Origin of the sequence: Providencia sp. PROV141 (assembly GCF_028481645.1) — a bacterium.
In the GTDB taxonomy this organism is placed as follows: domain Bacteria; phylum Pseudomonadota; class Gammaproteobacteria; order Enterobacterales; family Enterobacteriaceae; genus Providencia; species Providencia rettgeri.
Genome location: NZ_JAMPPR010000001.1, coordinates 132473 through 159076, shown reverse-complemented (window position 1 = coordinate 159076; position 26604 = coordinate 132473). Strand labels below are relative to the sequence as shown.

Sequence of the window (26604 nt, the reverse complement as noted above, 5' to 3'; positions counted from 1 at the left end):
TTGTCGTATTACTTTCATAAATAGATATAATCGAGAAACCCATAACGCAGTTTTAAATATTATTAACCTAATGAATAATCACTTAATAAACCTGCAAAAAAAGCAGCACCGTTCTGATATTAGACTAATCATTGTGTTAATGATTTTTTTGGCTATCGTAGCTGTTATTGGGTTAAGTGTTGGGGAAATTCAACTATGGCCAAGCCAATGGAATAGTGAAAGTGCGCAGCTTTTTGTCTGGCAAATTCGCTTTCCTCGCACACTAGCGGTCATTATTATTGGCGCAGCTCTTGCAGTCACAGGGGCTATAATGCAAGCCTTATTTGAAAACCCTTTAGCAGAACCAGGTTTATTAGGGGTAAGTAATGGTGCGGGTGTTGCTGTGGTGCTGACTGTATTATTATCGTCAGGCGTGACACATTATTGGCTATTAAGTGTTAGCGCGATTATGGGGGCTTTATTGTTTACCACCATATTGCTTTATTTTGCTCGTCGTAAGAATCTGAATAATTCCAGTTTATTGCTTGTTGGGGTTGCACTTGGTGTGATTAGTGGGGCCTGTATGACATGGATGGTGTATATGAGCAGTAACCTTGATTTGCGGCAGTTACTGTATTGGATGATGGGGAGTTTTAGTGGGGTTGATTGGCGTCAAATTGGCCTTGTTATTGGTTGTTTACCTTTTTTAGTCTGGGTGCTCTTCCAAGGTAATATACTGAATTATCTTTCATTGGGAACAGTACAAGCTTATCAATTAGGAATCTCAGTCCATAAATGGCGCGTTATATTAATTATTATTAGTGGTGTATTAATTGGCCTCAGCGTCGCTATTGCGGGGGCGATTAGCTTTATTGGTTTGGTTATTCCTCATATATTGCGGTTAAGTGGTTTAACAGATAACCGAGTATTATTAGTTGGTTCTGCTGTAGCAGGAGCATTAGGGTTATTAATTGCAGATATACTGTCTCGGTTATTAATCGCCAATGCTGAAGTCCCTATTGGCGTTATTACTGCCACCTTAGGGGCACCGATATTTATTTTCTTGTTAATTCGTCACCAACAATGGCGGTAGAAGTGATGGATGACAAATTAATTATTGATATTAAAAATATAACTATCGATACACGATTGATTAATGTTTCAGCTCAAGTGCGGGCTGGAGAACAAATTCATCTATTGGGTGCGAATGGGGCGGGAAAAAGTACATTATTAGCTGCGATAAGCGGTTATTTACCTGTAGGTGGCGATATTTTAATTGATAGCCGAAGTATACAGCAATATCGTATCGCACAATTGAGCCAACAGCGTGCTTATCTTTCACAATTAGTTAGTGATGTTCCTATACTCAAAGTTTTTCAATATTTTGGTCTTTTTTCGCCTGATACCTTGTTTTCCAATGATATTTTTGATTGCTTATGTTCAGATTTTCAACTGACGTCATTATTAAGTAAGCCTATTAGCCAACTCTCGGGTGGAGAATGGCAGAGGGTTCGAATTACAGCCGCATTTTTGCAGGTTTGGGATAAACAGCAATGTAAGGGAAAATTCATATTATTGGATGAGCCGACCAATAATTTAGATATTATTCAGCAAGCGATGCTTGATAAATGGATTAAATATTTTTGTGATTGCTTAGGAACCGTTATAATGAGTGGTCATGACCTTAGTCATTCATATAAAAATGCATCTTGTATTTGGATGATGAAACAAGGACAGTTAGTCGCAATAGGGAAACCAGAGTGCATAATGACAGAAAATAATTTATCTGACATATTTATGTCTGAAATTAAGTTAAGTCACAGTACATCTCATCAAGTGTGGCAGGTTATAAATTTAGCGGGTAAGCAATAAGTTGTTTTTATCACACATTTTTACATGATAATCCCGCAATGTTTGCAGGTGTTGAGGTTCGGTTAAAGTATAATTAACTAGAATATTCTATTCACAATGAAAACTAGGCTATTAACAATATGAGCAATTTCTTACCATTTTCAAAACCAGCAATTGGTGATGAAGAGGTCAAGGCAGTAGAAAACGTTCTGCGTTCAGGCTGGATAACAACAGGCCCACAGAATCATCAGCTAGAAGACGATTTTTGTAAGCGCTATGGCTGTAAACATGCAATTGCATTGTCATCAGCTACTGCAGGCATGCATGTTGTATTAATGGCATTGGGTATTGGTCCTGGTGATGAAGTCATCACGCCTTCTCAAACATGGGTATCAACAATCAATATGATTGAGTTGCTCGGGGCAACACCGGTCATGATTGATGTTGATCGTGACACATTAATGATCCAACATGATGCCGTAGAAAAAGCGTTAACAGAAAAAACAAAGGCCATTATCCCAGTACACTATGCGGGAGCTCCTTGTGATCTTGACGCATTGCGTTTGATTGCTCAAAAAGCCGGTGTAGCATTAATCGAAGATGCGGCACATGCCGTGGGTACTCGTTATAAAGATGAGTGGATTGGCGAAAAGGGAACGTCTATTTTTTCTTTTCATGCCATCAAAAATGTCACCTGTGCGGAAGGGGGATTAGTCGCAACCGATGACGATGAACTTGCTCAGCGTGTACGTACACTCAAGTTTCACGGTCTAGGGGTTGACGCGTTTGATAGACAAATGCAAGGCCGTAAGCCGCAAGCCGAGGTTGTTGAGCCCGGTTTTAAATATAATTTATCGGACATTCACGCCGCGATTGCTGTGGTGCAGTTATCACGAGTTGAGCAATTAAATCAGCGTCGTGCGGAACTTACAGCTCGTTATCGTGAGTTGCTGAAAAATTCTCCTTTACAAATGTTGAGTGTCCCTAGTTACTCACATTTACATGCAAATCATTTATTTATGGTACGTGTCGATAAAGCAGCATGCGGCATTGATCGCGATACTTTCATGGAAAAATTGAAAGAGCATGATATTGGAACAGGGTTGCACTTTCGTGCCGCGCATACACAAAAATATTATCGCGAAAAATATCCTGAGTTAGTTTTACCTGAATCAACATGGAATAGCGCCACATTGTGTTCGTTACCTTTATTTCCCGATATGACTGATGCAGATGTTGAACGGGTCGTTAAAGCTGTAGAAGCAGTTCTTTTGGAGTCAAAATAGTGTCACACGCAGATGAATTTGATGAGATTAAAAAAGTCTCAGTGGTTATCCCTGTCTATAATGAAGAGCAGAGTTTACCGCAATTGCTAGAACGTACTATCAAGTCATGTAAACAATTAACTCAATCCTATGAATTAATTCTAGTTGATGATGGTAGTAGCGATCGTTCTGCACAAATGCTTACAGAAGCCGCAGAAAATCCAGATAACCACGTTATTGCAATTATTTTAAACCGTAACTATGGGCAGCATTCTGCTATTATGGCGGGTTTTAACCAAGCTGATGGCGACTTAGTGATTACTTTGGATGCGGATTTACAAAATCCACCAGAGGAAATCCCACGTTTAGTGCAAACAGCTATGCAAGGTTATGATGTAGTTGGTACGCGCCGTGCGAATCGCCAAGACTCTTGGTTTCGCAAAACAGCCTCTAAAATGATCAATGCGATGATCACCAAAGCGACAGGGCGTTCAATGGGAGATTACGGCTGTATGTTACGTGCATACCGCCGTCATATCATTCAAGCTATGTTGCAATGTCATGAAAGAAGTACATTTATTCCTATTTTGGCAAATACATTTGCACGTAGAACCATTGAAATTGATGTAGCGCATGCAGAACGCGAGTTTGGTGATTCTAAATACAGCTTTATGAAGCTGATTAATTTAATGTATGACTTATTAACATGCCTGACTACAGCGCCACTACGTTTATTGAGTGTTGTAGGAAGTATTATAGCTGCTGGCGGTTTTTTATTAGCGGTATTGTTAATTGCATTGCGTTTAATTTTTGGCGCAGAGTGGGCAGCAGATGGCGTATTCACTCTGTTTGCAGTACTCTTTATGTTTATTGGTGCACAATTTGTTGCCATGGGACTACTGGGCGAATACATCGGTAGGATCTACAATGATGTGCGCGCAAGACCTCGTTATTTTATTCAAAAAGTCGTTGGAGCAGATGCGAAATCCGACAAAAATCAGGAAGAAGACTAATGAAAGCTATTGTTTTTGCCTATCATGATATTGGCTGCGTAGGGCTAAAAGCGCTTGAAAAAGCAGGTTTTGATATCCAAGCAGTGTTTACACACACTGATGACCCAAATGAAAACCACTTTTACTCCTCAGTTGCGCGTTTAAGTGCTGACATGGAACTTCCTGTTTTTGCGCCTGAAAACGTTAATCATCCATTATGGATTGAACGTATTCGCGAAATGAAACCTGATGTGATTTTCTCTTTCTACTATCGCGATATGTTAAGTGAAGAGCTGTTAGCTATCGCGCCTAAAGGTGCGTTTAATCTACACGGCTCATTGCTACCAAAATATCGCGGTCGTGCTCCTATTAATTGGGCATTATTAAAAGGAGAAAGCGAAACAGGTGTGACCTTGCATAAAATGGTAGCTAAGGCTGACGCTGGCGATATCATTGCTCAAGAAAAAGTGGCGATTACCGATACAGACACTAGCCTGACTCTGCATGCGAAAGTACGTGAAGCGGCGGAAGTTTTATTGAATAAAACACTGCCATTAATTGAAGCTGGTAGCTACAAATCTGTTGCACAAGATGAAAGCCAAGCAACGTACTTTGGTCGTCGTACCGCTGAAGATGGTTTGATTAATTGGAATAATAGCGCAAAAGAAGTTAACTGCTTAATTCGTGCAGTAACTGAACCTTATCCAGGTGCGTTCACTTATTTAGGCGCACGTAAAATGGTTATCTGGCGCGCACGCGTTTTAGATGATAACCAAGGTAAAGCAGCTGGTACGGTACTTTCGAGTGATCCACTGCGTATTGCTTGCGGCCAAGGGGCTATCGAAGTGATTAGCGGCCAAAGCGAGACTGGTTTATATATGCAAGGTAGCCGCCTTGCTAACGAAATGGGTATCGTAACTGATGTCCGTGTTGGGGCAAAACCAACAGCACAAGTTAAGCGTCGCACACGTGTTCTTATTTTAGGTGTGAATGGGTTTATTGGTAACCATTTAACAGAGCGCCTATTAAAAGACGGTAACTACGATATTTATGGCATGGATATCGGTTCTTCTGCGATTGAGCGTTTTATTGGTAACCCACGCTTCCACTTCATTGAAGGTGACGTTAGCATCCATACAGAATGGATTGAATACCACATCAAAAAATGTGACGTTATTCTGCCTCTGGTTGCGATTGCAACGCCAATCGAATATACCCGTAATCCATTACGCGTTTTCGAATTAGACTTTGAAGAAAACTTGAAAGTTGTACGTTACTGCGTGAAATATAACAAACGTATCATCTTCCCATCGACGTCTGAAGTTTATGGTATGTGTGATGATAAAGAGTTTGATGAAGACGAGTCACGCTTAATCGTCGGCCCAATCAATAAACAACGTTGGATTTACTCAGTTTCTAAACAATTACTTGACCGAGTGATTTGGGCATACGGTGCGAAAGAAGGTTTAAAATTCACCTTATTCCGTCCATTCAACTGGATGGGACCTCGCTTAGATAGCTTGAATTCTGCACGTATTGGTAGTTCGCGTGCGATTACTCAGTTAATTCTAAACTTAGTTGAAGGTTCGCCAATTAAACTGGTTGACGGTGGTGCACAAAAACGTTGCTTTACAGATATTAAAGACGGTATCGAAGCGTTATTCCGTATTATCGAAAACAAAGATGGCAAATGTGATGGTCAGATCATCAATATCGGTAACCCAACTAACGAAGCGAGTATTCGTGAATTAGCAGAAATGTTGTTGGAAAGCTTCGAAAAACACCCTCAACGTGGGAAATTCCCTCCATTTGCAGGCTTCCGTGAAATCGAAAGCAGCAGCTATTATGGCCAAGGGTATCAAGATGTTGAACACCGTAAACCAAGTGTTGAAAATGCACGTCGTTTACTGGATTGGGTTCCAACTATCGATATGAAAGATACCATCGAAGAAACATTAGATTTCTTCTTACAAGGTGCAGTTGAAGAGTTAGGTAATAAAGACTAATGAAAAAAGTTGGCTTGAGAATTGATGTGGACACCTACCAAGGTACCTTGAAAGGGGTTCCACAGCTACTCAAAGTGCTCAAAGAGCATAATATTCAGGCCAGCTTTTTCTTCAGTGTAGGACCCGATAACATGGGGCGCCATTTATGGCGCCTTTTGCGTCCTAAATTTCTGTGGAAAATGCTTAGGTCGAACGCAGCATCCCTTTATGGGTTAGACATCTTATTAGCGGGCACAGCATGGCCGGGTAAAAAAATTGCTAAAGATTTAGGTTATTTGATGAAACAAACTTTGGATGCTGGTCATGAAGTAGGCTTGCATGCATGGGATCATCAAGGTTGGCAGGCTAAAGTTGCTAAATGGAGCAAACCACAATTGACCGAACAAGTTAAGTTAGGGGTGGATGCGCTGGAGCAAGCCATTGGGCATCGAGTGACGTGTTCTGCCGTTGCTGGTTGGCGAGGCGATGAGCGTGTGTTGGAAGTTAAACAAATGTTTAACTTTGACTACAACAGCGATTGTCGTGGTAAATACCCATTTAGGCCAATTTTAGCCGATGGCTCACTCGGGACGGTTCAAATCCCTGTCACATTGCCGACTTACGATGAAGTCGTAGGGACAGTCGTGAGTGATGATGCATTTAATGATTTTATTCTTCAAGCAATTAAAGAAGATCAAGGCGTTCCAGTTTATACTATCCATACAGAAGTGGAAGGAATGTCCAAATCGGAACAATTTTCACAATTATTGGAACGAATTACACAAGAAGAAATCCAATTCTGTACATTGAGTGAATTACTGCCAGACGATTTGAATTCATTGCCAAAAGGGCGTGTGGTGAGGGCACCATTCCCCGGACGTGAAGGCTGGCTAGGCTGCCAAGAAGAGGAATAAGCAACCTATGTTGAATAACCGAGCGAGCAAAGTAGGAGCCTCTCTGCTGGCTCTTTTTTTTATCCTAACCTATTTGTTGCCGTTGAATAGTCGTTTACTTTGGCAACCAGATGAAACGCGATACGCGGAAATTAGCCGTGAGATGTTACAGCGTGGAGATTGGATTGTTCCTTACATGCTGGATGTACGCTATTTTGAAAAACCAGTGGCAGGTTACTGGATAAATAATATTAGCCAAATGATCTTTGGTGAAACGAATTTTGCTGTTCGTTTTGGTTCGGTTTTTTGTATTCTTCTCAGTGCACTACTTGTCTATCGTATGGCAAAGATGATGTGGCGTAATAACCACGTTGCCTATGTTGCAAGCCTCATTTATATCTCGATGTTCTTAGTGTTTTCTATCGGGACCTACAGTGTACTCGACCCAATGTTGTCTTTATGGATAGCGGCAAGTATGTTTTGTTGCTTGTGGGCAATGAAATCGAGGGAAGTAAAATCCAAATTAGCGGCGTGGCTTTGTCTTGGGCTAGCTTGTGGCATGGCATTTATGACCAAAGGCTTTTTAGCCCTTGCTATTCCAGTGATTGTCATGCTGCCTATCACAATCTACCAAAAGCGGTTTCTTGAGTTACTCAAGTATGGGCCGCTTGCAATAATTTCTGCGGTTATTATTAGTTTGCCATGGGCTTTGGCAGTTGCAAAACAAGAGCCTGATTATTGGCATTATTTCTTTTGGATTGAACACATTAAGCGCTTCACGGCAGATGATGCTCAGCATATCGCACCGTTTTGGTATTATATTCCGATTATCATTCTTGGCGCTATTCCATGGGCAGGGTTGTTACCCGGTGCTATCATGAAAGGCTGGAAAGAGCGTAAATCTAGTCCTGATATGTTTTTCTTACTGTGCTGGTTTGTTGTTCCCGTCATCTTTTTCAGTATTTCTCGCGGTAAGCTACCAACGTATATGTTGCCATTTATGGCACCACTGGCATTGCTTATGGCGAAGTATGGGGTTGATTGCGTTCGTAGTGGTAAAATGAAGGCATTGAAAGCCAATGGGATTATTAATGTTGTATTAGGGATCGCAGCGGTTATAGCGGTAATTGTTGTTAGCACGGTGATCAAAAAGCCATTATACGAACCTGATGAATGGTCAAAAATGGTGTTAGGTGTCGTTGCCTTTTCTATTTGGGCGATTATCGGTTATCTATGCACGGTATTAAATGCAAAGTACTGGTTATGGGCAGCATCATGTTCTTTAGCGGTGAGTTTGTGTATTGGTAGTGCTCTGCCGAATAACACCATCGATTCTAAATTGCCTCAAAATTTTATTCATCAAAATCATGATTTACTGATGAATAGCAAATATTTGATGGCAAGTAATGTTGGGGTCGCAGCTGGCCTTGCTTGGGAAACTAAAAATTCCAATATCTATTTATACAATAGTAGTGGAGAGTTAAGTTATGGGTTGGAATACCCAGATAGCCAACATCGCTTAATAAAACCTGACCAGTTTGCACAATGGCTGACAAAAGCACGTAAAGAAGGGCAGGTAACAGTTGTCTTTTTATTAGGCCGTAAAGAAGGTTTACCAGATATTCCTAAGCCGGATGAAGTTATTAAAAATTCACGTATGGCGATTGTGGTTTATCATCAACAATGATTGCACAACTATTACTATTATTGCTGGTTAGCGTTTTAACCTGTATTGGGCAAGTGGCTCAAAAGCAAGCCGTCGTCAATTGGCAGAGTAATAAAACCAATAAAACAGCATCAGCCCTTCGATGGCTGGTGCTGGCGGTTTTCATGCTCGGGCTTGGCATGTTGTTTTGGTTGAAATTATTGGAAACCATGCCGCTGAGTATTGCGTATCCAATGCTAAGCATTAATTTTGTGTTAATTACGCTAATTGGCCAGTTTGTTTATAAAGAACAAACTGGGCTCAACCACTGGTTAGGGGTTGCTGCCATTATGTTTGGTATTTTGCTAATGAGTATCAGCGTATGAACAAGGGTTATTTATGGGTGATTGGCAGTGCGTTATTAGTCACAGTCGCTCAACTGAGCTTAAAAGCTGGGGTGGTTGAGCTACCCTCATTCACGCTTGGCTGGCATTGGCTGCAATTTGATTGGTTACTCGCTAATATTACTAGTTTAGGAATTATTTTTTTAGGGTTAGTTTGTTATGCGTTATCGATGTTATGTTGGCTATTAGCATTAAAATACATAGCATTGAATAAAGCTTATCCGCTTATTAGCTTAAGCTATGTTTTTGTTTATTTATTAGCAATTTTCTTACCTTGGTTTAATGAGCCTGCTACAGGGTTAAAGGCCATTGGTATCGGTTTTATTTTATTAGGTGTATGGCTAATTAGCCGACCTAATAAATCATCAAGTGATAGAACAGAATAATTTCTTAGTTGCTTATATTATAGTCTTCACGCACTATGATATAAGCAAGTTATCGTAATGGGATAGATAAATAAGGTGCTTTATGGTTATCAAAATACAACACCTACCACTATTACTGTGTTTAGTTTTAATTGGTTGTTCATCGACATCCGTTAAAAGAACGCCACCACCGCCGCTAAAAACACAGTTATCTGATCCAATTATGACGATAGCGCAATTAAAAGATCAACTCGAGCAGTGGTATGGTACGCCTTATCATTATGGCGGCATGAATCAAAATGGTGTCGATTGTTCCGGTTTTGTCTATCGCACATTTAATGATCGCTTTGCCATTCAGTTGCCTCGTACAACGGTGGATCAAACTCAATTAGGCACACGGATTGATAAATCAGATTTGATGCCAGGGGATTTGGTGTTCTTTAAAACAGGTTCTGGAGAGAATGGGTTGCATGTGGGTATTTACGATACCGATAATACATTCATTCATGCATCAACGAGTAAAGGGGTGATCCGTTCATCAATGGATAACGTCTATTGGCGAAAAGTGTTTTGGCAGGCAAGACGCATCTAAATTCGCTATTTTCCTCAGTGATTATGCTATCTTAAGGGCAAGTTTTGTTTTAAGGATAGCCTAATGTCAACAGTACGTTTACTCATCTCTGAATCCTACGACCCTTGGTTTAATCTTGCGGTTGAAGAAACTATTTTCCGACAAATGCCAACTGACCAACGTGTTATGTTTCTCTGGCGAAATGCTGATACGGTGGTTATAGGGCGTGCACAAAACCCGTGGAAAGAATGTAATACTCGGAGAATGGAAGAAGATAATGTTCGTTTAGCACGGCGTAGTAGTGGTGGTGGGGCTGTTTTTCATGATTTAGGTAACACCTGTTTTACGTTTATGGCAGGAAAGCCGGAATATGACAAAACAGTTTCAACACATATTATTGTCGATGGATTGGCACTTGTCGGTATTAACGCACAAATCTCTGGTCGTAATGATTTAGTCTTAGAGACTGAAAGTGGTCCGCGAAAAATATCGGGTTCTGCATATCGAGAAACGAAGGATAGAGGTTTTCACCACGGAACTTTGCTAATTAATGCAGATTTAAGTCGCTTAGCAAATTATCTGAATCCAGATCCGAAAAAATTACAGGCAAAAGGGATTACGTCAGTGCGTTCTCGTGTGGCTAATTTATCTGAGCTTGTTCCCAATATTTCTCATGAAATTGTTTGCGAAGGAATAATTAAAAGCTTTTTTAATTACTTCGGTGAAACGGTCGCTGCCGAATATATTTCCCCTGAAAAACTACCTGATTTGCCAAATTTCGCAGAAACCTTTGCAAAACAAAGTAGTTGGGAATGGAATTTTGGGCAAGCCCCAGCTTTTTCTCACTATTCAGATACCCGCTTTCCTTGGGGAGGAATTGAGTTTCATTTTGATATCGAAAAGGGTGTGATAAACCGCTGTCAGTTTTTTACGGATAGTCTAGACCCATCCCCTTTAGAGTGGTTGAGTGAGCAATTGACAGGTAAAGCGTATCAGGTAGAAACAGTACGTGCATTGAGCAAAGAGATGGTTGTGAAATGGCCGCAGCTGCAGGAACAGTTGGCTGATTTGGAAAACTGGTTAGTCCATGAATTAAGTTAAAAAAAGAGCCGACATAGTCGGCTCAGACTGCGGATAAACATTTATGTTTAGCTGCGGTCTAATAGGTTATTGAAAATAAAAGAGGAAAATCAAATTTTTGATTTTCGACTGATAACACAAAGCGAGAAAAATCACACTTTTATCTTGCTTTGCCAACAACCTTGAGCCGACATAGTCGGCTCAGACATAGACTTCAAAATTACAAATAACTAATAGGAAGGGATGTTCTAAAATAATTAGTTATGACAACTACAGGTCATAAAATTTTTGCATTCAGGTAATTCACCTGATTGGCGAAATTTTGCAGGCGTGGTATCAAAGTGCTTTTTAAAGATACGGGTAAATGTCGCCTGTGAACTAAAACCATATTGCAATGCAATGTCAAGAATAGGTAAGTTACCTTCACGTAATGATTTAGCTGCTTCTAATAAACGACGTTTACGGACGTATTCGCCAAGCGTGCAACCTTTCATTTCTTTGAAAACACGCTGTAAATGCCATTTTGAATAACCGCTTTTATCGGCAATTGTGTCGATTTTGATGCCTTCATTGCGTTGCAACTGACTTTCAAGCCATTTAACAATATCGTTGACTACACTTTCTGACATATTTACCTCCTACTCAAGTAGGCTATTGTTCATTAATAACTAATAATAACTCACGAAATTAGGGTCTATTCTTCCTGTTTTTCCGATATATCGATAGGCCAAACGTGCGGTTTTTAAATGAGAATAGCTATTAATACAATAGATGTTGATAAAATTAACATTTTAAACATTCATTATTGTATGTTTAAAAATGTTTTAATTCAAGTGATTATGTCATTTGTGTTGTTTTGTTAGGTGAGTTGAAGGCATTTTTTTTGTTATATTCAAAAAAATTGTTCAATCTATTCGAAATTATTAACCAAGTAAATAATTGAAAAATTATTGTTCCATTTGTAATCGTTTTTATATAACAATAAACAGGAAATTCCGAGGTAATTGTCATGGTGGGAAATGTCTGTAATGACAATATTTGCAGGGTTAATAACTAATATAAACTACAAGTAAAACGCTTTATGCGGATAATGGAGGATTATTCTCTTTCCATATCAAAAAGTGGCTTATGTCGCTGTCGTGAATTAATGAAGCAAGGGTTCTATGGTAAATTTCATCTCTAACTTAATCACAATATTTGCTTAAAAAGTATTCGGAAATTTACCATTAGAAGCCCAACAATTTTTTAATACTTTTTATTATAAGCGAGACATAGAAAGAATTTGTTTACTCCATTCTATTTGTTCTGGTGTACCTTCTATACGTTGCCCATACATTTGAATAAGTTGATTACCTTGATTATCAAAGACCTCTAAACTAGTTACAAACCCATCCTTAGTCGGTTTTCGAGTCACCCAGCATTCGGATATACCATTTTCAATGAAATGCAATTGAAAGTTATGACCAGAAATATTGAGCGAATTATTTTTTGTTAACTCTTTTATTTTGCCAGTAAAAATCTGAACACAGCCACGATTTCCGACAAAAAGCATCACCTCATTTTGTGCTTGGTATGCAAGAGAAAGCAGATCAGATAAGGCGGTGGTAGGAACTTGCCATGCTAATTCTTGGCTAACTGCGCGAAAAACTTGCTGGCGACTTAAATTATGTTTTTGTAAAATTCCAAAAAACTGGTGCACATTAGTCATATCTCGCCATTGTTGTTCTAGCTCAGTGGCTAATTCTCGACTAATTTCTTGTGTTGAGAATGGGAGAGTTTCTTTTGGTACAATGGTCATGTTATCAAGCGTAGCATAGCGTTCAACAATAGCCTGCCACTCAGCCATATCGGTTTTATTTGTAGCATAAACCTGATGCAATGCGTCCCCATGCTTATCAAAAAATTGCATACTATGGCGTAGCCCTGTTGAGGTTTCTTCAACCAGGGCAAAAGTGGAATCCCATTGTGCAAAAAACATGCGTAAATCGAGTGCGTTAGGATTTAAAAATAGCCCGCCATGGTGACTAAACCGCGGGTTACTATACTCACCGGTTTGAATACTGGTGGCATAGTTATTACGTGTTATTCCCTTCGCTTGGCCGATAGAGACTAAATTTTGCAAGATATCTGCTGCTTTTCCTGATAATCGAAGAACTTTCTCATTTCCTACACGGCAATGAACTAGTTGTGCTTCTGAAACCTGAAGTAAGGCAGCGATTTTGTGAGGGCATAAGTTAGAATGTGATTTTTGAATTTGTTGGTAATCATTGTAGAGGTTTGAGTTCACAAATTTTTCCTTGAAAAATTAAGATTGACGGGGGAAAGTCATCAACTGATTTGTTTTATTTTAAATGCTAGTCAAACCAGTTGATAACATGCGATTTTTAATGCGTTACCATGAGTAATTTACGTTAAGGTGGAAATTTCGACCTTCCTGAGGAACACCCATTGAAGAAACATATTGTTTATCGAATGCGTTCTTCATTGTTAGTGTTGAGCTGAGGCCTTTAATAAATTGGTCGGCTTGATAGTTGAGGTAAAAATCATGCAGGCTATAACCCGCGTGTTGAATAACCTCTTTGTGGTAGCGGTCTAAGCCTTTATCCGATTTATGGTGTGATAATTGGTATTTTACATTACCTTCAAATGCAGTTTTTCCCGTAAATTCACCGATCCAGCCGATATTGACTCCTGTTTCAAGTACGGGAGCATTGAAGCGAGCAACTAGGGTTTCAGGACGTATTGATGAAAGAGAGTAATGTGAGCCATCTTCGTTACCTTGGGTTAGGTTGTGACTGAGGTTAAGCTCAAACCATTGTGTTTTGTAATGGATAAAGCTATCAAATCCGCGAATAGTGGCAGAAGGTATATTTACAAAATAAAGTTCTTTCGGAAAATGCTCGGTTCTAAATTTTCTTATGTTAAATTCTTTTGGGTATTCTCCTTCAAGAGCAATGTGGTTTTTGGCTTTTGTATAGAAATAAGTTGAACCAAAATGTAGAGAGTCCCTCGCTATTAGCAGATCATCGAAACTAAGTTTTAACCCAACCTCTACAGTGTTATTGACTTCCGGTAGTAATTCCGGGGAAGGGCGGAAGTCTGATTTCATCCCGATGAAGGGGATCGTGAAATGATTTGAATTGTTATACAGCTCGCTCATGCGTGGGGTGCGGTAACTTTCCGAATAAGAAGAAAAAATATTTACCCAGTGTTGGGGAGTAGCACTGACAGCAAAACGTGACGACCAATTAGTATGAGCATTTTTAGCAATGTGCGCGCTATCTGTTTGATATTGTGTAAAACGAGTACCTGCTGAGAAAGTAATAGGTAAGTGTTGTAATGTCATGTCATTGACTAGCCAACCTGAGGTATTAGTCAATGACGCTGTCGGGTAGCTAATCGCATATTGGTTTGATTTTTGTTGTTGTGCGTAATACTCAACCCCACTTTGGATATGATGATTTGCCCAGCGATACATTGGAATGGTGAAGCTATTGGCGAATTTAGTTCCATAGGTGTATTGATTTCGCTTTTCTGTGCCGTACTCTTTTGGTTTTGTGGTGACCTTGACCTTGTCAGTTTGGTCTAGATATAAATCAGTATAGTAAATATCCCACTCAGCCTGCCAGTTAACGCTATTTTTAGGGGTAAAGTATTGGTTTATCGCGACATCAAATTGGCGGCTGTTTCTTTCATGTGGTGTATTTGGGTAACGCTCTTTGATTGTCGGTTTAGCGGGTTGTTTTACTCCTAAACTTTCATTGCGATAATCTTTTAACTGAATTGCAAAAAGGTAAGAAGGCGTCGCTGCCCATGTGGTTTTTAGTATCCAATTCTGAATATTTTCATGATTATCAATATGTGTAAAATCAGGTGAGCTAATCAAATTTTTCTTGCGCTGGCTGTAACTGATTAGGGTATCAATGGAGTTAAGACGACTGAATAGCGTACTTCCCATATAGTAGCTATGGTCATTGTGATCAATACCGCTAAAAACACGCCCACCTAGATTTTGGTTGGGCTTCAAAATATCAGTAGCATTTAATGTTTTGAAAGAGATTACCCCTGCCAAAGCGCCACCGCCATGGTGTATCGAAGAGGATCCTTTATGGATGTACACCTTTTTTACTAAAGTTGGGTCAATAAATGTTGCATCATATAGGCCGGAATTAAAGTCCTGAGTGATATTATCAACGGTGACTTTTACACCTCGGGAATCATAGCCCCGCATTTGAATACCCCGCCCATAAGTACTATTGGAACCAGAGACAAACACCCCAGATTGTCCTTTTAGTAAGTCAAGGGCGGATGTGGCAGCTTGCTGCTCGGGTGATTGTGCATCAATAACCTCAACATTCTCTGCAACAGCAATTTTTTCTAAGTCATAAGGCGTGGTAGAAACATGAATAATGTCCCGAGAATCCGTTTTTGACACTGCTTTTGCGGGTGATAAATTTTCAGCTAAGGCTGTGTTGCTAAACCCTGTCATTACAACGGTGGCTGCAATCGCGGAGAGTGATATTTTATGTTCTTGATGAGGTGATGTAGGCATTGATTTAAACAGCATAGGAAATCCTTTCCTTTGTTTTCAAAATTTGCTGGCTGCCTGGATAAAATCTCTGGGTGGCATGCAATGAGTGTTCGCGTAGTGTATTTATTTGTTAGAACTATTTATCACTGTAATGTTGTAGTGGATAGTCGGGCTGGGCTACAGGAAACCTAACGCATAAATTAGTTCGTAGTGAGAATTATTATCGTTAGTGTGGGGTGGGTCAAGATTTTTTTGGATTAAAATTCTATTTTATTTTGATTAATTAGATTATTATATCGATTTAATTATATTTAAATAATAATTATTTCTGCTATAAATATAAAAAAGCCCTTTAGTGAACGAAACTAAAGGGCTTGTAATAGAAGAATTTTGGAGTTATTGGGTTTATTTAAAGCGTGATTCAACAGCTTGAGCAAGAATTTCAATAAGTTGCTCGGTATCTTCCCAGCCAAGGCATGGGTCGGTAATTGATTGGCCATAAACCAAAGGTTGGTCAGAAACCACTTTTTGCGTGCCTTCAACCAAGAAGCTTTCTGCCATTACACCACTGATAGCAGTAGAACCATCTTTTATTTGTTCAGCGATATCTCGAGCAACTTCGAGTTGACGACGGTGAATTTTTTGGCAATTACCATGGCTGAAATCGACGACTAAATGCTCTGGTAATTCAAATTTACGTAGTTTGTCACAAGCTGCGGCTAAGTCACCGGCAGTGTAATTAGGTTGTTTACCCCCACGCATAATGATATGACCATGTGGGTTACCACTAGTTTGGTAAATGGTCATTTGCCCGTTTTTATCTGGTGATAAAAACATGTGCTGTGCCTTTGCAGCTCTTATTGCATCAATGGCAATATTAATATTACCATCTGTACCATTTTTGAAGCCAACAGGGCAAGACAATGCAGATGCCATTTCACGGTGAATTTGGCTTTCTGTTGTGCGAGCGCCTATTGCACCCCAACTAATCAGATCTGCAATATATTGCCCGGTGACCATATCAAGAAATTCGGTTGCCGTGGCTAACCCTAATTGGTTAACTTCAATTAATAATTTACGAGCTAACCGGATACCGGTATTAACTTGGCAAGAATTATCAAGGTTTGGGTCAGAAATTAACCCTTTCCAACCCACGACAGTACGTGGTTTCTCAAAGTAAGTTCGCATGACGATTTCTAAACGGTCTTGATGATGCTCTCTTAATGCGTTTAATTTTTTAGCGTATTCAATAGCAGCATCGATGTCATGAATCGAACAAGGGCCAACAATAACCAGTAAACGCGGATCTTGACCGGATAAAATTTGCTCTATGCGTTTACGTGACGCTGTCACGTTTTCGGCGACTTTTTGGGAAATAGGAAACTCATCAGCGAGAGTTTGCGGGGTAATTAAGCTATCCACTCTCGCAGTACGTAATTCATCAGTTTTGTGCATTTTCTTTCTCAAAGAACTTTAATAGGCGTATGCCCTATAAGTGATTAAGATCACAATAAACGAATGTGGCGTAATTTCAACCTTCAACTTAGCAGGAATGAATATTTTTTTTATTTGTATTCATCAAAAGATTCGTCTTTGTAAGCCCATGGTATCAATCACTTTTGCGGAAATTTCTTCAACAGAGTAGTTAGTTGTATTTAAGTAGTTGATTTTATTTTGTCTAAATAAAGCTTCAACTTCAGCTATCTCAATACGGCATTGCCTTATGGAGGCATAGCGGCTATTTTCACGGCGCTCTTCACGGATGGCTGCTAACCGTTCAGGGCTAATGGTTAAACCGAACAATTTATGCGTATATGGGCGTAATGCTGCAGGTAACTGTAAGTTATCCATATCGTCAGCCGTAAATGGGTAGTTTGCTGCTTGGATACCAAATTGCATCGCTAAATAGAGGCTTGTTGGTGTTTTACCACAACGTGAAACCCCTATCAGTATCACTTGGGCTTGGTCTAGGTTTCGTAACGAAATCCCATCGTCGTGAGCCAGTGTGTATTCAATGGCAGCGATACGTGCATCATATTGATTCATATTCTGCATAGATAAACCATGGGTTCGGTTAAGTTTGGGCTCAGGTTCTAGGCCGACTTCTTTTTGAATCGGGGCGACTAAGCTCTGGACGATATCTTGGCAGAACCCGGCACTTTGAGTAATGATTTGCTTTACTTCGGGGGAGATAATCGAATAGAAAACCAAAGGGCGCAACTGCGTTTCATGGAAGATAATATCAATTTTTTGTTTAATTTCTTGCGCGCGAGCTTCGCTTGTGACAAACGGCAGAGTATAAGAAATAAATGACAGAGGAAATTGAGAAAGTACGGCGTGTCCTAAAGTTTCAGCGGTGATCGCTGTTCCATCAGAAATAAAAAAAACAGTGCGTTGAACTTGGCTTGCCATATTATTCATTGCTCCTAATTCGGTCATCATTATTTGTCTCTTATTGTATTTATCACTGGATATTGGGAGATATTATCTTTGTTTAAAGTTTAAAAATTAGTTTATAGGGGGAACTATAGCCATTTTTTGAACGATTTATAGAACAAAAAAGTTTTCTTCAGTGATGGAACGATTCACCTGTCCATCTTCTCTTAGCGTCTGTGCTAGTCTATTTCACGAGGCGAATTTTCGCCAACGAGATTTTTTACGATTTGTACTCTGTCACTAAATTGCTATAAAAGGATCGCTTTCAATGTCCACAAATGGCCTCACTCCGTGTAATGTACTTTGGTATAACCAATTAGGGATGAATGATGTTGACCGTGTTGGGGGCAAAAATGCTTCTCTCGGTGAAATGATCACTAACTTATCTGATCTGGGAGTATCCGTACCTAACGGTTTCGCGACAACCGCACAGGCGTTTAATGATTTTCTGGAGCAGAGCGGTGTAAATCAGCGCATTTATAACCTGCTAGATGAAACGGATATTGATGATGTGAACCAACTGGCTGTAGCAGGTGCTCAGATCCGTCAATGGGTGATTGATACACCACTGACGAAGGAGTTGGAACAAGATATTCGTGATGCATTCGCGCAACTGTCAGAAGGTGAAGCGGAAGCTTCATTTGCTGTCCGTTCATCGGCAACTGCTGAGGATATGCCTGACGCTTCGTTTGCAGGGCAACAGGAAACATTCCTTAACGTTCAAGGGATAGACGCAGTCTTAGTTGCGATTAAACACGTTTTTGCTTCATTATTTAATGACCGTGCGATTTCATATCGCGTTCACCAAGGCTATGATCACCGCGGCGTAGCACTTTCTGCGGGTGTTCAACGCATGGTACGTTCAGATTTAGCCTCGTCGGGTGTCATGTTTACGATTGATACTGAATCAGGTTTCGACCAAGTTGTATTTATCACTTCTGCGTATGGTTTAGGTGAAATGGTGGTACAAGGCGCTGTGAACCCTGACGAGTTTTATGTCCATAAACCAACGTTAACCAATAACCGTCCTGCGATTGTACGTCGTACACTGGGCTCAAAAAAATTACAAATGGTGTATGCCAACAGTAAAGAGCACGGAAAACAAGTACAAATCGAAGATGTGCCAGAGGCTCTACGCAATCGTTTCTCTTTGGCTGATCACGAAGTTGAAGAGCTTGCACGCCAAGCTTTACAGATTGAAAAACACTACGGTCGCCCAATGGATATTGAATGGGCAAAAGACGGTCATAATGGACGTTTGTATATAGTTCAAGCCAGACCAGAAACTGTTCGTTCTAATCAACAAGTGATGGAGCGTTATCAATTAAAACAACAAGGACAAGTTTTAGTTGAAGGACGTGCAATTGGTCATCGAATTGGCTCAGGGGCTGTTAAAGTTATTCATAACTTGAGTGAAATGGATAGAATTCAGGTGGGAGATGTACTTGTTACCGATATGACCGACCCTGATTGGGAGCCTATAATGAAAAAAGCGGCTGCGATTGTTACCAATCGTGGTGGGCGCACCTGCCATGCTGCGATTATCGCTCGTGAGTTAGGGATTCCAGCCGTTGTCGGTTGCGGTGATGCGACTGACCGCTTGCAAGAAGGCCAAGAGGTGACTATTTCTTGTTCTGAAGGTGATACAGGCTTTGTATATGAAGGTAAACTAGCGTTTGAGATTCATAGCTCTGAAGTGAGTGATATGCCAAGCCTAGATGTCAAAATTATGATGAACGTGGGTAACCCTGACCGTGCATTTGATTTTGCTTGTTTACCTAATGAAGGCGTGGGCTTAGCTAGGCTTGAATTTATCATCAATCGTATGATTGGTGTTCACCCAAGAGCGTTGCTGGAATTTGATAAGCAATCTCCTGAGCTACAAGCAGAAATTCGCCAAATGATGGCAGGTTATGATGACCCGATTGAATTTTATGTCGGTAAATTAACCGAAGGAATTTCGACGTTAGCCGCAGCCTTCTGGCCAAAACGCGTTATTGTCCGTTTATCTGACTTCAAGTCAAACGAATATGCCAACTTAGTCGGTGGGGATATTTATGAACCTGAAGAAGAAAACCCAATGTTAGGTTTCCGTGGTGCAGGGCGCTATGTGTCTGATAGCTTCCGTGCCTGTTTTGCATTGGAATGTGAAGCGGTTAAACGTGTTCGTAATACCATGGGCCTAACAAATGTTGAAATCATGATCCCATTCGTTCGAACGGTTGCACAGGCGGAAGCCGTAGTTGCAGAATTGGCTAAACATGATTTGAAACGTGGTGAAAATGGCTTAAAAGTTATTATGATGTGCGAAATCCCATCAAATGCTTTACTGGCTGATCAATTCCTCGAACATTTTGACGGTTTCTCTATCGGTTCGAATGATATGACTCAGTTAACGTTAGGTCTTGATAGGGACTCGGGGGTTGTTTCTGAATTATTCGATGAACGAAACGATGCCGTGAAAGCGATGCTATCCATGGCAATACAGGCTGCGAAACGCCAAAATAAATATGTAGGCATTTGTGGGCAAGGGCCATCCGATCATCAAGATTTTGCTCAATGGTTGGTTGATGAAGGTATTGATAGTTTATCTTTAAACCCTGACACCGTCGTGCAAACATGGCTAACGATAGCTGAAAATCAATAACTATTTAGTTTTTTAATTATCAAGGCTGAATGTGAATAACATTCAGCCTTTGTGTTTACTTAATCAAAACTACCTATTATAGAAATTGATAAATTCTATAATAGGTAGTTTGATATTAAATAGTTTTGAATAAGTGGTTGTGTAATGCTTTTTAGGCATAAACAACCAATAAGTCTTATATAATTACCCTTATTATGTGTATTAAATTTAATAGGCAAATATATGCTAAATAAGAGTAACGCAAGTTAATTAATTATATAACGCTAAAGGAGTATCATAACGAATAATAATGACAAAAATTGATGTTAATCAATAATTATAAAGTGATGTTCTGATTATGACATGAATAGTATTCATATTAAATAAAGATAAAAAAAAAGCCTATCATGGGCTGACAGGCAAAGACTACACACAGCAATTCAGTTTTAATAAAGCAACGCCTAAAGGGGGAAGGGCGCGGCTTCTTAGATTCATATGATTCAATAATTGAATATTAAACTATTCATATTATACAATCATTAAGAACACTCTCAATATTAATATTACTCATTGTTACTTAAAGAGAATTAATTCAATAGATTTATGTTAACATAAATTAGACTAAATACTAACGTTAGAATGTTAAATATTGTTTCTAAATATTAATGGAGCTGGATTTATTAAGTTCGCAGGCATGTATAGCTTAAACATACCTGCGACTAATTGGCGGTATACTACTTTTTAATCGAAAACTCTTCCTCTAGAAACTTTTCAGTTTCTGTTAAGTCTTCATTCGGAACAGCGACTTCGTTCATCCAAGCTTTTAATAAGCTGTAAGAAACGGCTAATACAACCGGGCCGATAAACAAACCAATCATACCAAATGATAAAATTCCCCCAATAACACCAACAAGGATTAGAACCATGGGTAAGTCTGCGCCCATTTTAATTAGCCATGGGCGAAGAACGCCATCCATAGTAGCGACAACTGCAGCCCAAATGGCCAAGATGATCCCCCAGGTCGTATCTCCTGTCCAAAACAGCCATAACACGGAAGGGATCATGATTAACAAAGGCCCTAATTGAGCCACACAACAAATAAACAATAGAACAGTCAAGATTGCTGCATAACCGATGCCAGAAAGGGCGAGGCCAATACCACCGACGATGGCTTGAATTAGTGCAGTCACGACAACACCTAACGCAACGGCTCGAATAGATTGCGCTGCTAATACGACAGCTGCATCTCCACGGATCCCTGCCAGACGCACAGCAAAATGGCGGATACCAACCATGACTGATTCGCCTTTAAGATAGAGTAAACCACTAAACAGCAGCATTAACATTAAGTGAAAAACAAATCTTCCTGCGCTAATGGCTTGAGTGGCAAACCACCCTGCGGCTTGGCCAAAGTAGGGTTGAATTTTGGCCAGTAAAGCATTACCCCCACTGGCAACTAAGCTATGCCATGCGTAGTAAATTTTTTCACCTACCATCGGGATAGTATTTAGCCATTCTAAATCAGGCAGTGTTAGGCTTGATGGTGATTTAGCTAAATCAATAAGTGGAGTACTGTTTTCAATAATACTGCCAATTAGGATACCTAATGGGATAACGAATAATAGTAATATAAGAAGAACCATCACTAATGCAGCTAACCAGCGCTTGCGCCATAAGCGAGCTTCTAGTCTTAATAATAGTGGCCAAGTTGCAATTACCATCATTCCCGCCCATACAAAGCCAAGAATAAATGGATTAAGTACCCAAAAACAGGCTGCTATCATTAAAACGATGGATAATAGGCCGAAAATAAGTTTGGGAAGATCCAAGCGCTTTTGCGATTTTTCCATTAATGATTGATCCTTTACAAATGAAAATTCTGCGTGTGTAGCAAATTTTTAGGTGAAAATAACGTAATTATTTTTCACGGTTAAAAAAAACAATATTGTGATATGGTTCATGATGACAATGTCATCAGCAGCTGTGCTGTCTTTACAGGCTGTGAAGGTAACTCATCATAGACCTCAAACACTATTGTGCAACTTAAAATAAAGATAGTACATAACGAGTAATGCGAACACTAAACAACAAGAGTCATCGTTAATAATGATCCCGCGTATATCAGAAGCTCCTCATCTTAGTCATTTAGTTATTGAGTTCTTGCATGAGCTACAAGAACACGGTTTTACTGGGGATAACGGCACCAGCTATGCTGAGCGTTTATCCATGGCGACAGATAATAGTATTTACCAACTATTACCCCAAGCGGTTGTGTTTCCGCGTTCGAGTGCAGATGTACAAATAATCACTCGGCTTGCGGGGCAAGCGAAATTTCGTGAACTTAGCTTTACTCCTCGCGGAGGGGGAACGGGAACTAATGGGCAATCCTTAACCGAAGGGATTGTTGTGGATATGTCCCGTTATATGAATCGAATTTTAGAAATAAACCCAGAGCAAGGTTGGGTTAAGGTTGAGGCGGGGGTCATCAAAGACCAATTAAATCAATACCTCAAACCTTATGGCTATTTCTTTTCACCAGAGCTATCTACCAGTAACCGAGCAACGCTAGGTGGAATGATCAACACTGACGCATCAGGCCAAGGCTCATTAGTATATGGTAAAACCTCTGATCACGTGTTAGGCGTCAAAGCTATGGTCTTAGGGGGAGAATGCTTAGATACGCGTGCTATGCCTATTGAACTCGCCCAAACGATTGCGTCAGAAGATTCTACAGTAGGGCGCATTTATAAAACGGTGCTAGAACGCTGTTTAAAGCAACGCTCTTTAATTGAAGAAAAATTTCCCAAATTAAATCGTTTTCTGACAGGCTATGATTTACGTCATGTGTTTAATGATGAGTTAACAGAATTTGACCTTACTCGTATTCTCACTGGTTCAGAGGGCTCCCTTGCCTTTATCACTGAAGCAACATTGGATATTACACCACTCCCTAAAGTCCGTCGTTTAGTGAATGTGAAATATGACTCATTTGAGTCTGCACTGCGTAATGCTCCCTTTATGGTGCAAGCTAAAGCGCTATCAGTTGAAACTGTGGATTCAAAAGTGCTTAATCTGGCAAAAGAAGACATCGTTTGGCATTCCGTCAAAGCCTTAATTACGGATGTGCCAAACAAAGAGATGTTAGGGTTAAACATCGTTGAATTTAGTGGCGATGATGAAAATGAAATCAATCAATTGACTGAAAGCTTGTGCCAACGCTTAGATGAATTAATGGCGGATAATCAAGCTGGGGTGATTGGCTATCAAACTTGCCATGATCTTGAAGATATTACGCGTATTTATAACATGCGTAAAAAAGCCGTGGGGCTGTTGGGCAACAGTAAAGGTGCGGCGAAGCCAATTCCATTTGTTGAGGATACCTGCGTTCCTCCTGAGCATCTTGCTGATTATATAGTGGAATTCCGTGCGTTATTAGACAGTCATAAATTGAATTATGGTATGTTTGGTCATGTGGATGCCGGGGTATTACATGTTCGTCCAGCGCTTGATATGTGCGATCCACAGCAAGAAGTATTGATGAAACAAATTTCTGATGAAATTGTTGCGTTAACTGCTAAGTACGGTGGGTTGTTGTGGGGAGAGCACGGGAAAGGTTTCCGTGCGCAATATAGCCCTGAATTTTTTGGTGATGTGCTATACGGTGAGTTGCGTAATATCAAAGCGGCATTTGACCCTGATAACCGCTTGAATCCGGGCAAAATTTGCCCACCTGCGGGGCTGGATGCACCGATGAAGCAGGTTGATGGCATCAAACGAGGAACGTATGACCGACAAATACCCGTCCAAATGCGCCAAGAATTCCGTGGTGCAATGGAATGTAATGGTAATGGGCTGTGTTTCAATTTTGATGTGAAGAGCCCGATGTGCCCGTCGATGAAGGTGAGTGGCCAACGAATTCATTCTCCAAAAGGCCGGGCGACACTTGTCCGTGAGTGGCTAAGGCTATTAGCTGAACAAGGCGTTACACCAGAACACCTTGAAAAAGGCATTACGCAAGACCAACCGTCATTGCGTGGGCTGATAGAAAAAACACGTAACACTTGGCGTGCTAAACAAGGTGATTATGACTTTTCTCATGAAGTGAAGGCCTCAATGGCTGGTTGTCTTGCCTGTAAAGCTTGCTCAACGCAATGCCCAATTAAAATTGATGTCCCATCATTTAGAGCAAAATTTTTAGCGTTGTATCATGGGCGTTATTTGCGTCCTATTCGGGACCATATTGTTGCAAACGTTGAAGCAAGTGCGCCATTATTTTCCAAACTACCTGGCGTATTTAATTTCTTCTTGCGTCAACCAGTGGTGCAAAAATTGAGCCAGCACACCATTGGTATGGTCGATTTACCGTTATTTTCTCAACCAACGTTAAAACAAGAACTTTCAGGCCATGCTGCGGTTTCTCTCACGCTTGAACAACTTGAAAGTATGACTGCTTCACAGCGTGAAAACTATGTGCTGGTGGTTCAAGACCCTTTCACTAGTTATTACGATGCCAAAGTGGTGGCAGATTTTGTCCATTTAATTGAGAAATTAGGTCTTAAGCCTGTGTTGCTACCGTTCTCGCCGAATGGAAAAGCACAACACATCAAAGGCTTTTTAGCGAAGTTTGCTAAAACGGCTCGTAAGACGGCAGATTTTTTAAATCGAGTGGCAAGATTGCAGTTGCCAATGGTCGGTGTTGACCCCGCACTAGTACTTTGTTATCGCGATGAATATCATGAAATTTTAGGCAAAGATCACTGCCAATTTACGGTGATGTTAGCGCATGAATGGTTAATGACATTGCCTGAACCACACAATGTGCAAACCACATCGACCCAGCCGTGGTATTTTTTCGGTCATTGTACTGAATCTACGGCTTTACCTAATAGTGCGAATCAATGGGCGGTGTTATTTGCACGCTTTGGGCAAACATTAAATAATGTTAGTGTTGGCTGTTGTGGCATGGCTGGGACTTATGGGCACGAAGTGGCCAATCTTGAAAATTCAAAAGGAATATATAACTTATCGTGGAAGGAGGCGATGTCTTCTTTGCCAAAAGAACGTTGTTTAAGTTCAGGTTATTCCTGTCGTAGCCAAGTTAAACGCATGGAAAATGTATCGATAAAACATCCGATTCAAGCGCTGCTGGAGATAGTTTAATGATTTGGAAACGTCAATTTAATTTGCAGCAACTCGCTGAAATGTCAAAAACCTGCATGTTAGGGCATCTCGGTATTGAAATTACAGTAATTGGCGATGATTATTTAGAAGGGATAATGCCTGTTGATCATCGCACCAAACAGCCTTTTGGGTTATTGCATGGCGGTGCTTCTGTTGTATTAGCTGAATCCTTAGGTTCAATTGCGGGTTATATGTGCTCGGAAGGAGAACAAAAGGTGGTCGGGTTGGAAATCAATGCCAATCATGTTCGGGCGGCTCGCTCAGGGGTTGTTAAAGGCATATGTAAACCTATTCACTTAGGGCGTCGTCAGCAAGTATGGAATATTGAGATTTTCAATGAGCAAGGCAAATTGTGTTGTACTTCTCGCCTGACAACCGCTGTATTATTTGAATGATAACCACTTTAACTGTATGGGTTTTTTGGCTGGAGATAGGCCAGAAAACCCGATAAAACCCTTTACTTTGTATGGCTTTATGCCCATTCTTTCTATAAATTCATTTTTTATCAAGTTAATTAAGTTGTATAATAAATGCACCTTTATTAATTTGTGTCATTTAAGTGTATTATTTAGTACAAATTTAAATAAAAAACACAACTCTACTTATTTGTTGTTTATCAATTGGTTAGGCTTGTTTTCTTGTCGTTTTGTTTGCTTTTTGACCTGAGTGCGAGCAAAAAAAGTGCTAAAATAGCTATAACCTCTTAAAACAAATGGTTGAAGTCAATTAGCTAATCATTACCATAGGGTAGGCAGAGTTAATCTCCTGATAACAGGCTGAAAAGCCATAAGAAATGTGGG

At 40.1% G+C, this 26604-nt stretch carries 20 protein-coding genes; 14 read left to right on the top strand and 6 right to left on the bottom strand.

Features of this window, described 5'->3' with window-relative positions; all coding sequences use genetic code 11:
* Nucleotides 1-70: 70 nt before the first annotated feature.
* The 11 genes from btuC to PSF09_RS00710 all read left to right on the top strand — a co-directional run bounded on the left by btuC (nucleotide 71) and on the right by PSF09_RS00710 (nucleotide 11051).
* A complete protein-coding gene (gene btuC, locus PSF09_RS00760) occupies nucleotides 71-1072 on the top strand; it encodes a vitamin B12 ABC transporter permease BtuC (protein WP_272683330.1) in 1002 nt (333 codons plus the stop codon).
* A 5-nt stretch (nucleotides 1073-1077) separates the two neighbouring features.
* Nucleotides 1078-1851, top strand: a complete 774-nt coding sequence (locus PSF09_RS00755) for a vitamin B12 ABC transporter ATP-binding protein BtuD (RefSeq protein WP_272665062.1) — start codon at nucleotides 1078-1080, stop codon at nucleotides 1849-1851.
* A 119-nt stretch (nucleotides 1852-1970) separates the two neighbouring features.
* Nucleotides 1971-3116 (top strand): UDP-4-amino-4-deoxy-L-arabinose aminotransferase, encoded by a 1146-nt coding sequence (gene arnB / locus PSF09_RS00750; protein WP_272665061.1) that lies wholly within the window; start codon nucleotides 1971-1973, stop codon nucleotides 3114-3116.
* Nucleotides 3116-4108, top strand: a complete 993-nt coding sequence (arnC, locus tag PSF09_RS00745) for an undecaprenyl-phosphate 4-deoxy-4-formamido-L-arabinose transferase (RefSeq protein ID WP_004910377.1) — start codon at nucleotides 3116-3118, stop codon at nucleotides 4106-4108. Before arnB ends, arnC begins: the two co-directional genes overlap by 1 nt.
* A complete protein-coding gene (gene arnA / locus PSF09_RS00740; protein ID WP_115167381.1) occupies nucleotides 4108-6093 on the top strand; it encodes a bifunctional UDP-4-amino-4-deoxy-L-arabinose formyltransferase/UDP-glucuronic acid oxidase ArnA in 1986 nt (661 codons plus the stop codon). The genes arnC and arnA overlap by 1 nt, the downstream gene beginning before the upstream one ends.
* Complete coding sequence (gene arnD, locus PSF09_RS00735) at nucleotides 6093-6986, top strand: 4-deoxy-4-formamido-L-arabinose-phosphoundecaprenol deformylase (protein ID WP_272665060.1); 894 nt, start codon at nucleotides 6093-6095, stop codon at nucleotides 6984-6986. Before arnA ends, arnD begins: the two co-directional genes overlap by 1 nt.
* 7 nt (nucleotides 6987-6993) lie before the next feature.
* Nucleotides 6994-8652 (top strand): lipid IV(A) 4-amino-4-deoxy-L-arabinosyltransferase, encoded by a 1659-nt coding sequence (gene arnT / locus PSF09_RS00730; RefSeq protein WP_272665059.1) that lies wholly within the window; start codon nucleotides 6994-6996, stop codon nucleotides 8650-8652.
* On the top strand, nucleotides 8649-8996 hold the full coding sequence (gene arnE, locus PSF09_RS00725; protein WP_004910381.1) for a 4-amino-4-deoxy-L-arabinose-phosphoundecaprenol flippase subunit ArnE: 348 nt from the start codon (nucleotides 8649-8651) through the stop codon (nucleotides 8994-8996). The genes arnT and arnE overlap by 4 nt, the downstream gene beginning before the upstream one ends.
* Nucleotides 8993-9400 (top strand): 4-amino-4-deoxy-L-arabinose-phosphoundecaprenol flippase subunit ArnF, encoded by a 408-nt coding sequence (arnF, locus tag PSF09_RS00720; protein WP_272665058.1) that lies wholly within the window; start codon nucleotides 8993-8995, stop codon nucleotides 9398-9400. Before arnE ends, arnF begins: the two co-directional genes overlap by 4 nt.
* 82 nt (nucleotides 9401-9482) lie before the next feature.
* Nucleotides 9483-9971 (top strand): C40 family peptidase, encoded by a 489-nt coding sequence (locus tag PSF09_RS00715; protein WP_004910384.1) that lies wholly within the window; start codon nucleotides 9483-9485, stop codon nucleotides 9969-9971.
* Nucleotides 9972-10034: 63 nt separating this feature from the next.
* Nucleotides 10035-11051, top strand: coding sequence for a lipoate--protein ligase A (locus PSF09_RS00710; protein ID WP_272683329.1), 1017 nt, complete (start codon nucleotides 10035-10037; stop codon nucleotides 11049-11051).
* Between the two features lie 236 nt (nucleotides 11052-11287).
* Here PSF09_RS00710 and PSF09_RS00705 read toward each other — a convergent pair whose 3' ends face one another.
* The 5 genes from PSF09_RS00705 to ppsR form a co-directional block, all read right to left on the bottom strand.
* Entirely contained in the window at nucleotides 11288-11659 is a 372-nt protein-coding gene (locus PSF09_RS00705) for a helix-turn-helix domain-containing protein (RefSeq protein ID WP_004910390.1), read from the bottom strand.
* Nucleotides 11660-12288: 629 nt separating this feature from the next.
* Complete coding sequence (locus PSF09_RS00700) at nucleotides 12289-13317, bottom strand: hemin-degrading factor (protein WP_272683328.1); 1029 nt, start codon at nucleotides 13315-13317, stop codon at nucleotides 12289-12291.
* 105 nt (nucleotides 13318-13422) lie between these two features.
* A complete protein-coding gene (locus PSF09_RS00695; RefSeq protein WP_272683327.1) occupies nucleotides 13423-15597 on the bottom strand; it encodes a TonB-dependent receptor domain-containing protein in 2175 nt (724 codons plus the stop codon).
* Between the two features lie 369 nt (nucleotides 15598-15966).
* Complete coding sequence (locus PSF09_RS00690; RefSeq protein ID WP_110731879.1) at nucleotides 15967-17016, bottom strand: 3-deoxy-7-phosphoheptulonate synthase; 1050 nt, start codon at nucleotides 17014-17016, stop codon at nucleotides 15967-15969.
* A gap of 123 nt (nucleotides 17017-17139) precedes the next feature.
* The gene (ppsR, locus tag PSF09_RS00685) at nucleotides 17140-18003 is read right to left on the bottom strand and encodes a posphoenolpyruvate synthetase regulatory kinase/phosphorylase PpsR (RefSeq protein WP_272665055.1); all 864 of its coding nucleotides are present in this window, start codon (nucleotides 18001-18003) and stop codon (nucleotides 17140-17142) included.
* Between the two features lie 262 nt (nucleotides 18004-18265).
* Between ppsR and ppsA the strand changes: the two genes are divergently transcribed.
* Complete coding sequence (ppsA, locus tag PSF09_RS00680) at nucleotides 18266-20644, top strand: phosphoenolpyruvate synthase (protein WP_210840152.1); 2379 nt, start codon at nucleotides 18266-18268, stop codon at nucleotides 20642-20644.
* 713 nt (nucleotides 20645-21357) lie between these two features.
* Here the strand turns inward: ppsA and ydiK are convergent.
* Complete coding sequence (ydiK, locus tag PSF09_RS00675) at nucleotides 21358-22473, bottom strand: AI-2E family transporter YdiK (RefSeq protein WP_109911261.1); 1116 nt, start codon at nucleotides 22471-22473, stop codon at nucleotides 21358-21360.
* A gap of 256 nt (nucleotides 22474-22729) precedes the next feature.
* On the opposite strand from ydiK, the gene ydiJ reads away from it, so the two are divergent.
* Complete coding sequence (gene ydiJ / locus PSF09_RS00670) at nucleotides 22730-25783, top strand: D-2-hydroxyglutarate dehydrogenase YdiJ (protein ID WP_272665054.1); 3054 nt, start codon at nucleotides 22730-22732, stop codon at nucleotides 25781-25783.
* Nucleotides 25783-26199: a 1,4-dihydroxy-2-naphthoyl-CoA hydrolase gene (menI, locus tag PSF09_RS00665; protein ID WP_210838283.1), complete on the top strand. Its 417-nt coding sequence runs from the start codon at nucleotides 25783-25785 to the stop codon at nucleotides 26197-26199. The genes ydiJ and menI overlap by 1 nt, the downstream gene beginning before the upstream one ends.
* Nucleotides 26200-26604 lie beyond the last annotated feature (405 nt).

Coding starts and splice junctions, on each gene's coding strand:
- btuC (WP_272683330.1), top strand. CDS start 71: ATGAATAATCACTTAATAAACCTGCAAAAAAAGCAGCACCGTTCTGAT.
- PSF09_RS00755 (WP_272665062.1), top strand. CDS start 1,078: ATGGATGACAAATTAATTATTGATATTAAAAATATAACTATCGATACA.
- arnB (WP_272665061.1), top strand. CDS start 1,971: ATGAGCAATTTCTTACCATTTTCAAAACCAGCAATTGGTGATGAAGAG.
- arnA (WP_115167381.1), top strand. CDS start 4,108: ATGAAAGCTATTGTTTTTGCCTATCATGATATTGGCTGCGTAGGGCTA.
- arnD (WP_272665060.1), top strand. CDS start 6,093: ATGAAAAAAGTTGGCTTGAGAATTGATGTGGACACCTACCAAGGTACC.
- arnT (WP_272665059.1), top strand. CDS start 6,994: ATGTTGAATAACCGAGCGAGCAAAGTAGGAGCCTCTCTGCTGGCTCTT.
- arnE (WP_004910381.1), top strand. CDS start 8,649: ATGATTGCACAACTATTACTATTATTGCTGGTTAGCGTTTTAACCTGT.
- arnF (WP_272665058.1), top strand. CDS start 8,993: ATGAACAAGGGTTATTTATGGGTGATTGGCAGTGCGTTATTAGTCACA.
- PSF09_RS00715 (WP_004910384.1), top strand. CDS start 9,483: ATGGTTATCAAAATACAACACCTACCACTATTACTGTGTTTAGTTTTA.
- PSF09_RS00710 (WP_272683329.1), top strand. CDS start 10,035: ATGTCAACAGTACGTTTACTCATCTCTGAATCCTACGACCCTTGGTTT.
- PSF09_RS00705 (WP_004910390.1), bottom strand. CDS start 11,659: ATGTCAGAAAGTGTAGTCAACGATATTGTTAAATGGCTTGAAAGTCAG.
- PSF09_RS00695 (WP_272683327.1), bottom strand. CDS start 15,597: ATGCTGTTTAAATCAATGCCTACATCACCTCATCAAGAACATAAAATA.
- PSF09_RS00690 (WP_110731879.1), bottom strand. CDS start 17,016: ATGCACAAAACTGATGAATTACGTACTGCGAGAGTGGATAGCTTAATT.
- ppsR (WP_272665055.1), bottom strand. CDS start 18,003: ATGATGACCGAATTAGGAGCAATGAATAATATGGCAAGCCAAGTTCAA.
- ppsA (WP_210840152.1), top strand. CDS start 18,266: ATGTCCACAAATGGCCTCACTCCGTGTAATGTACTTTGGTATAACCAA.
- ydiK (WP_109911261.1), bottom strand. CDS start 22,473: ATGGAAAAATCGCAAAAGCGCTTGGATCTTCCCAAACTTATTTTCGGC.
- ydiJ (WP_272665054.1), top strand. CDS start 22,730: ATGATCCCGCGTATATCAGAAGCTCCTCATCTTAGTCATTTAGTTATT.
- menI (WP_210838283.1), top strand. CDS start 25,783: ATGATTTGGAAACGTCAATTTAATTTGCAGCAACTCGCTGAAATGTCA.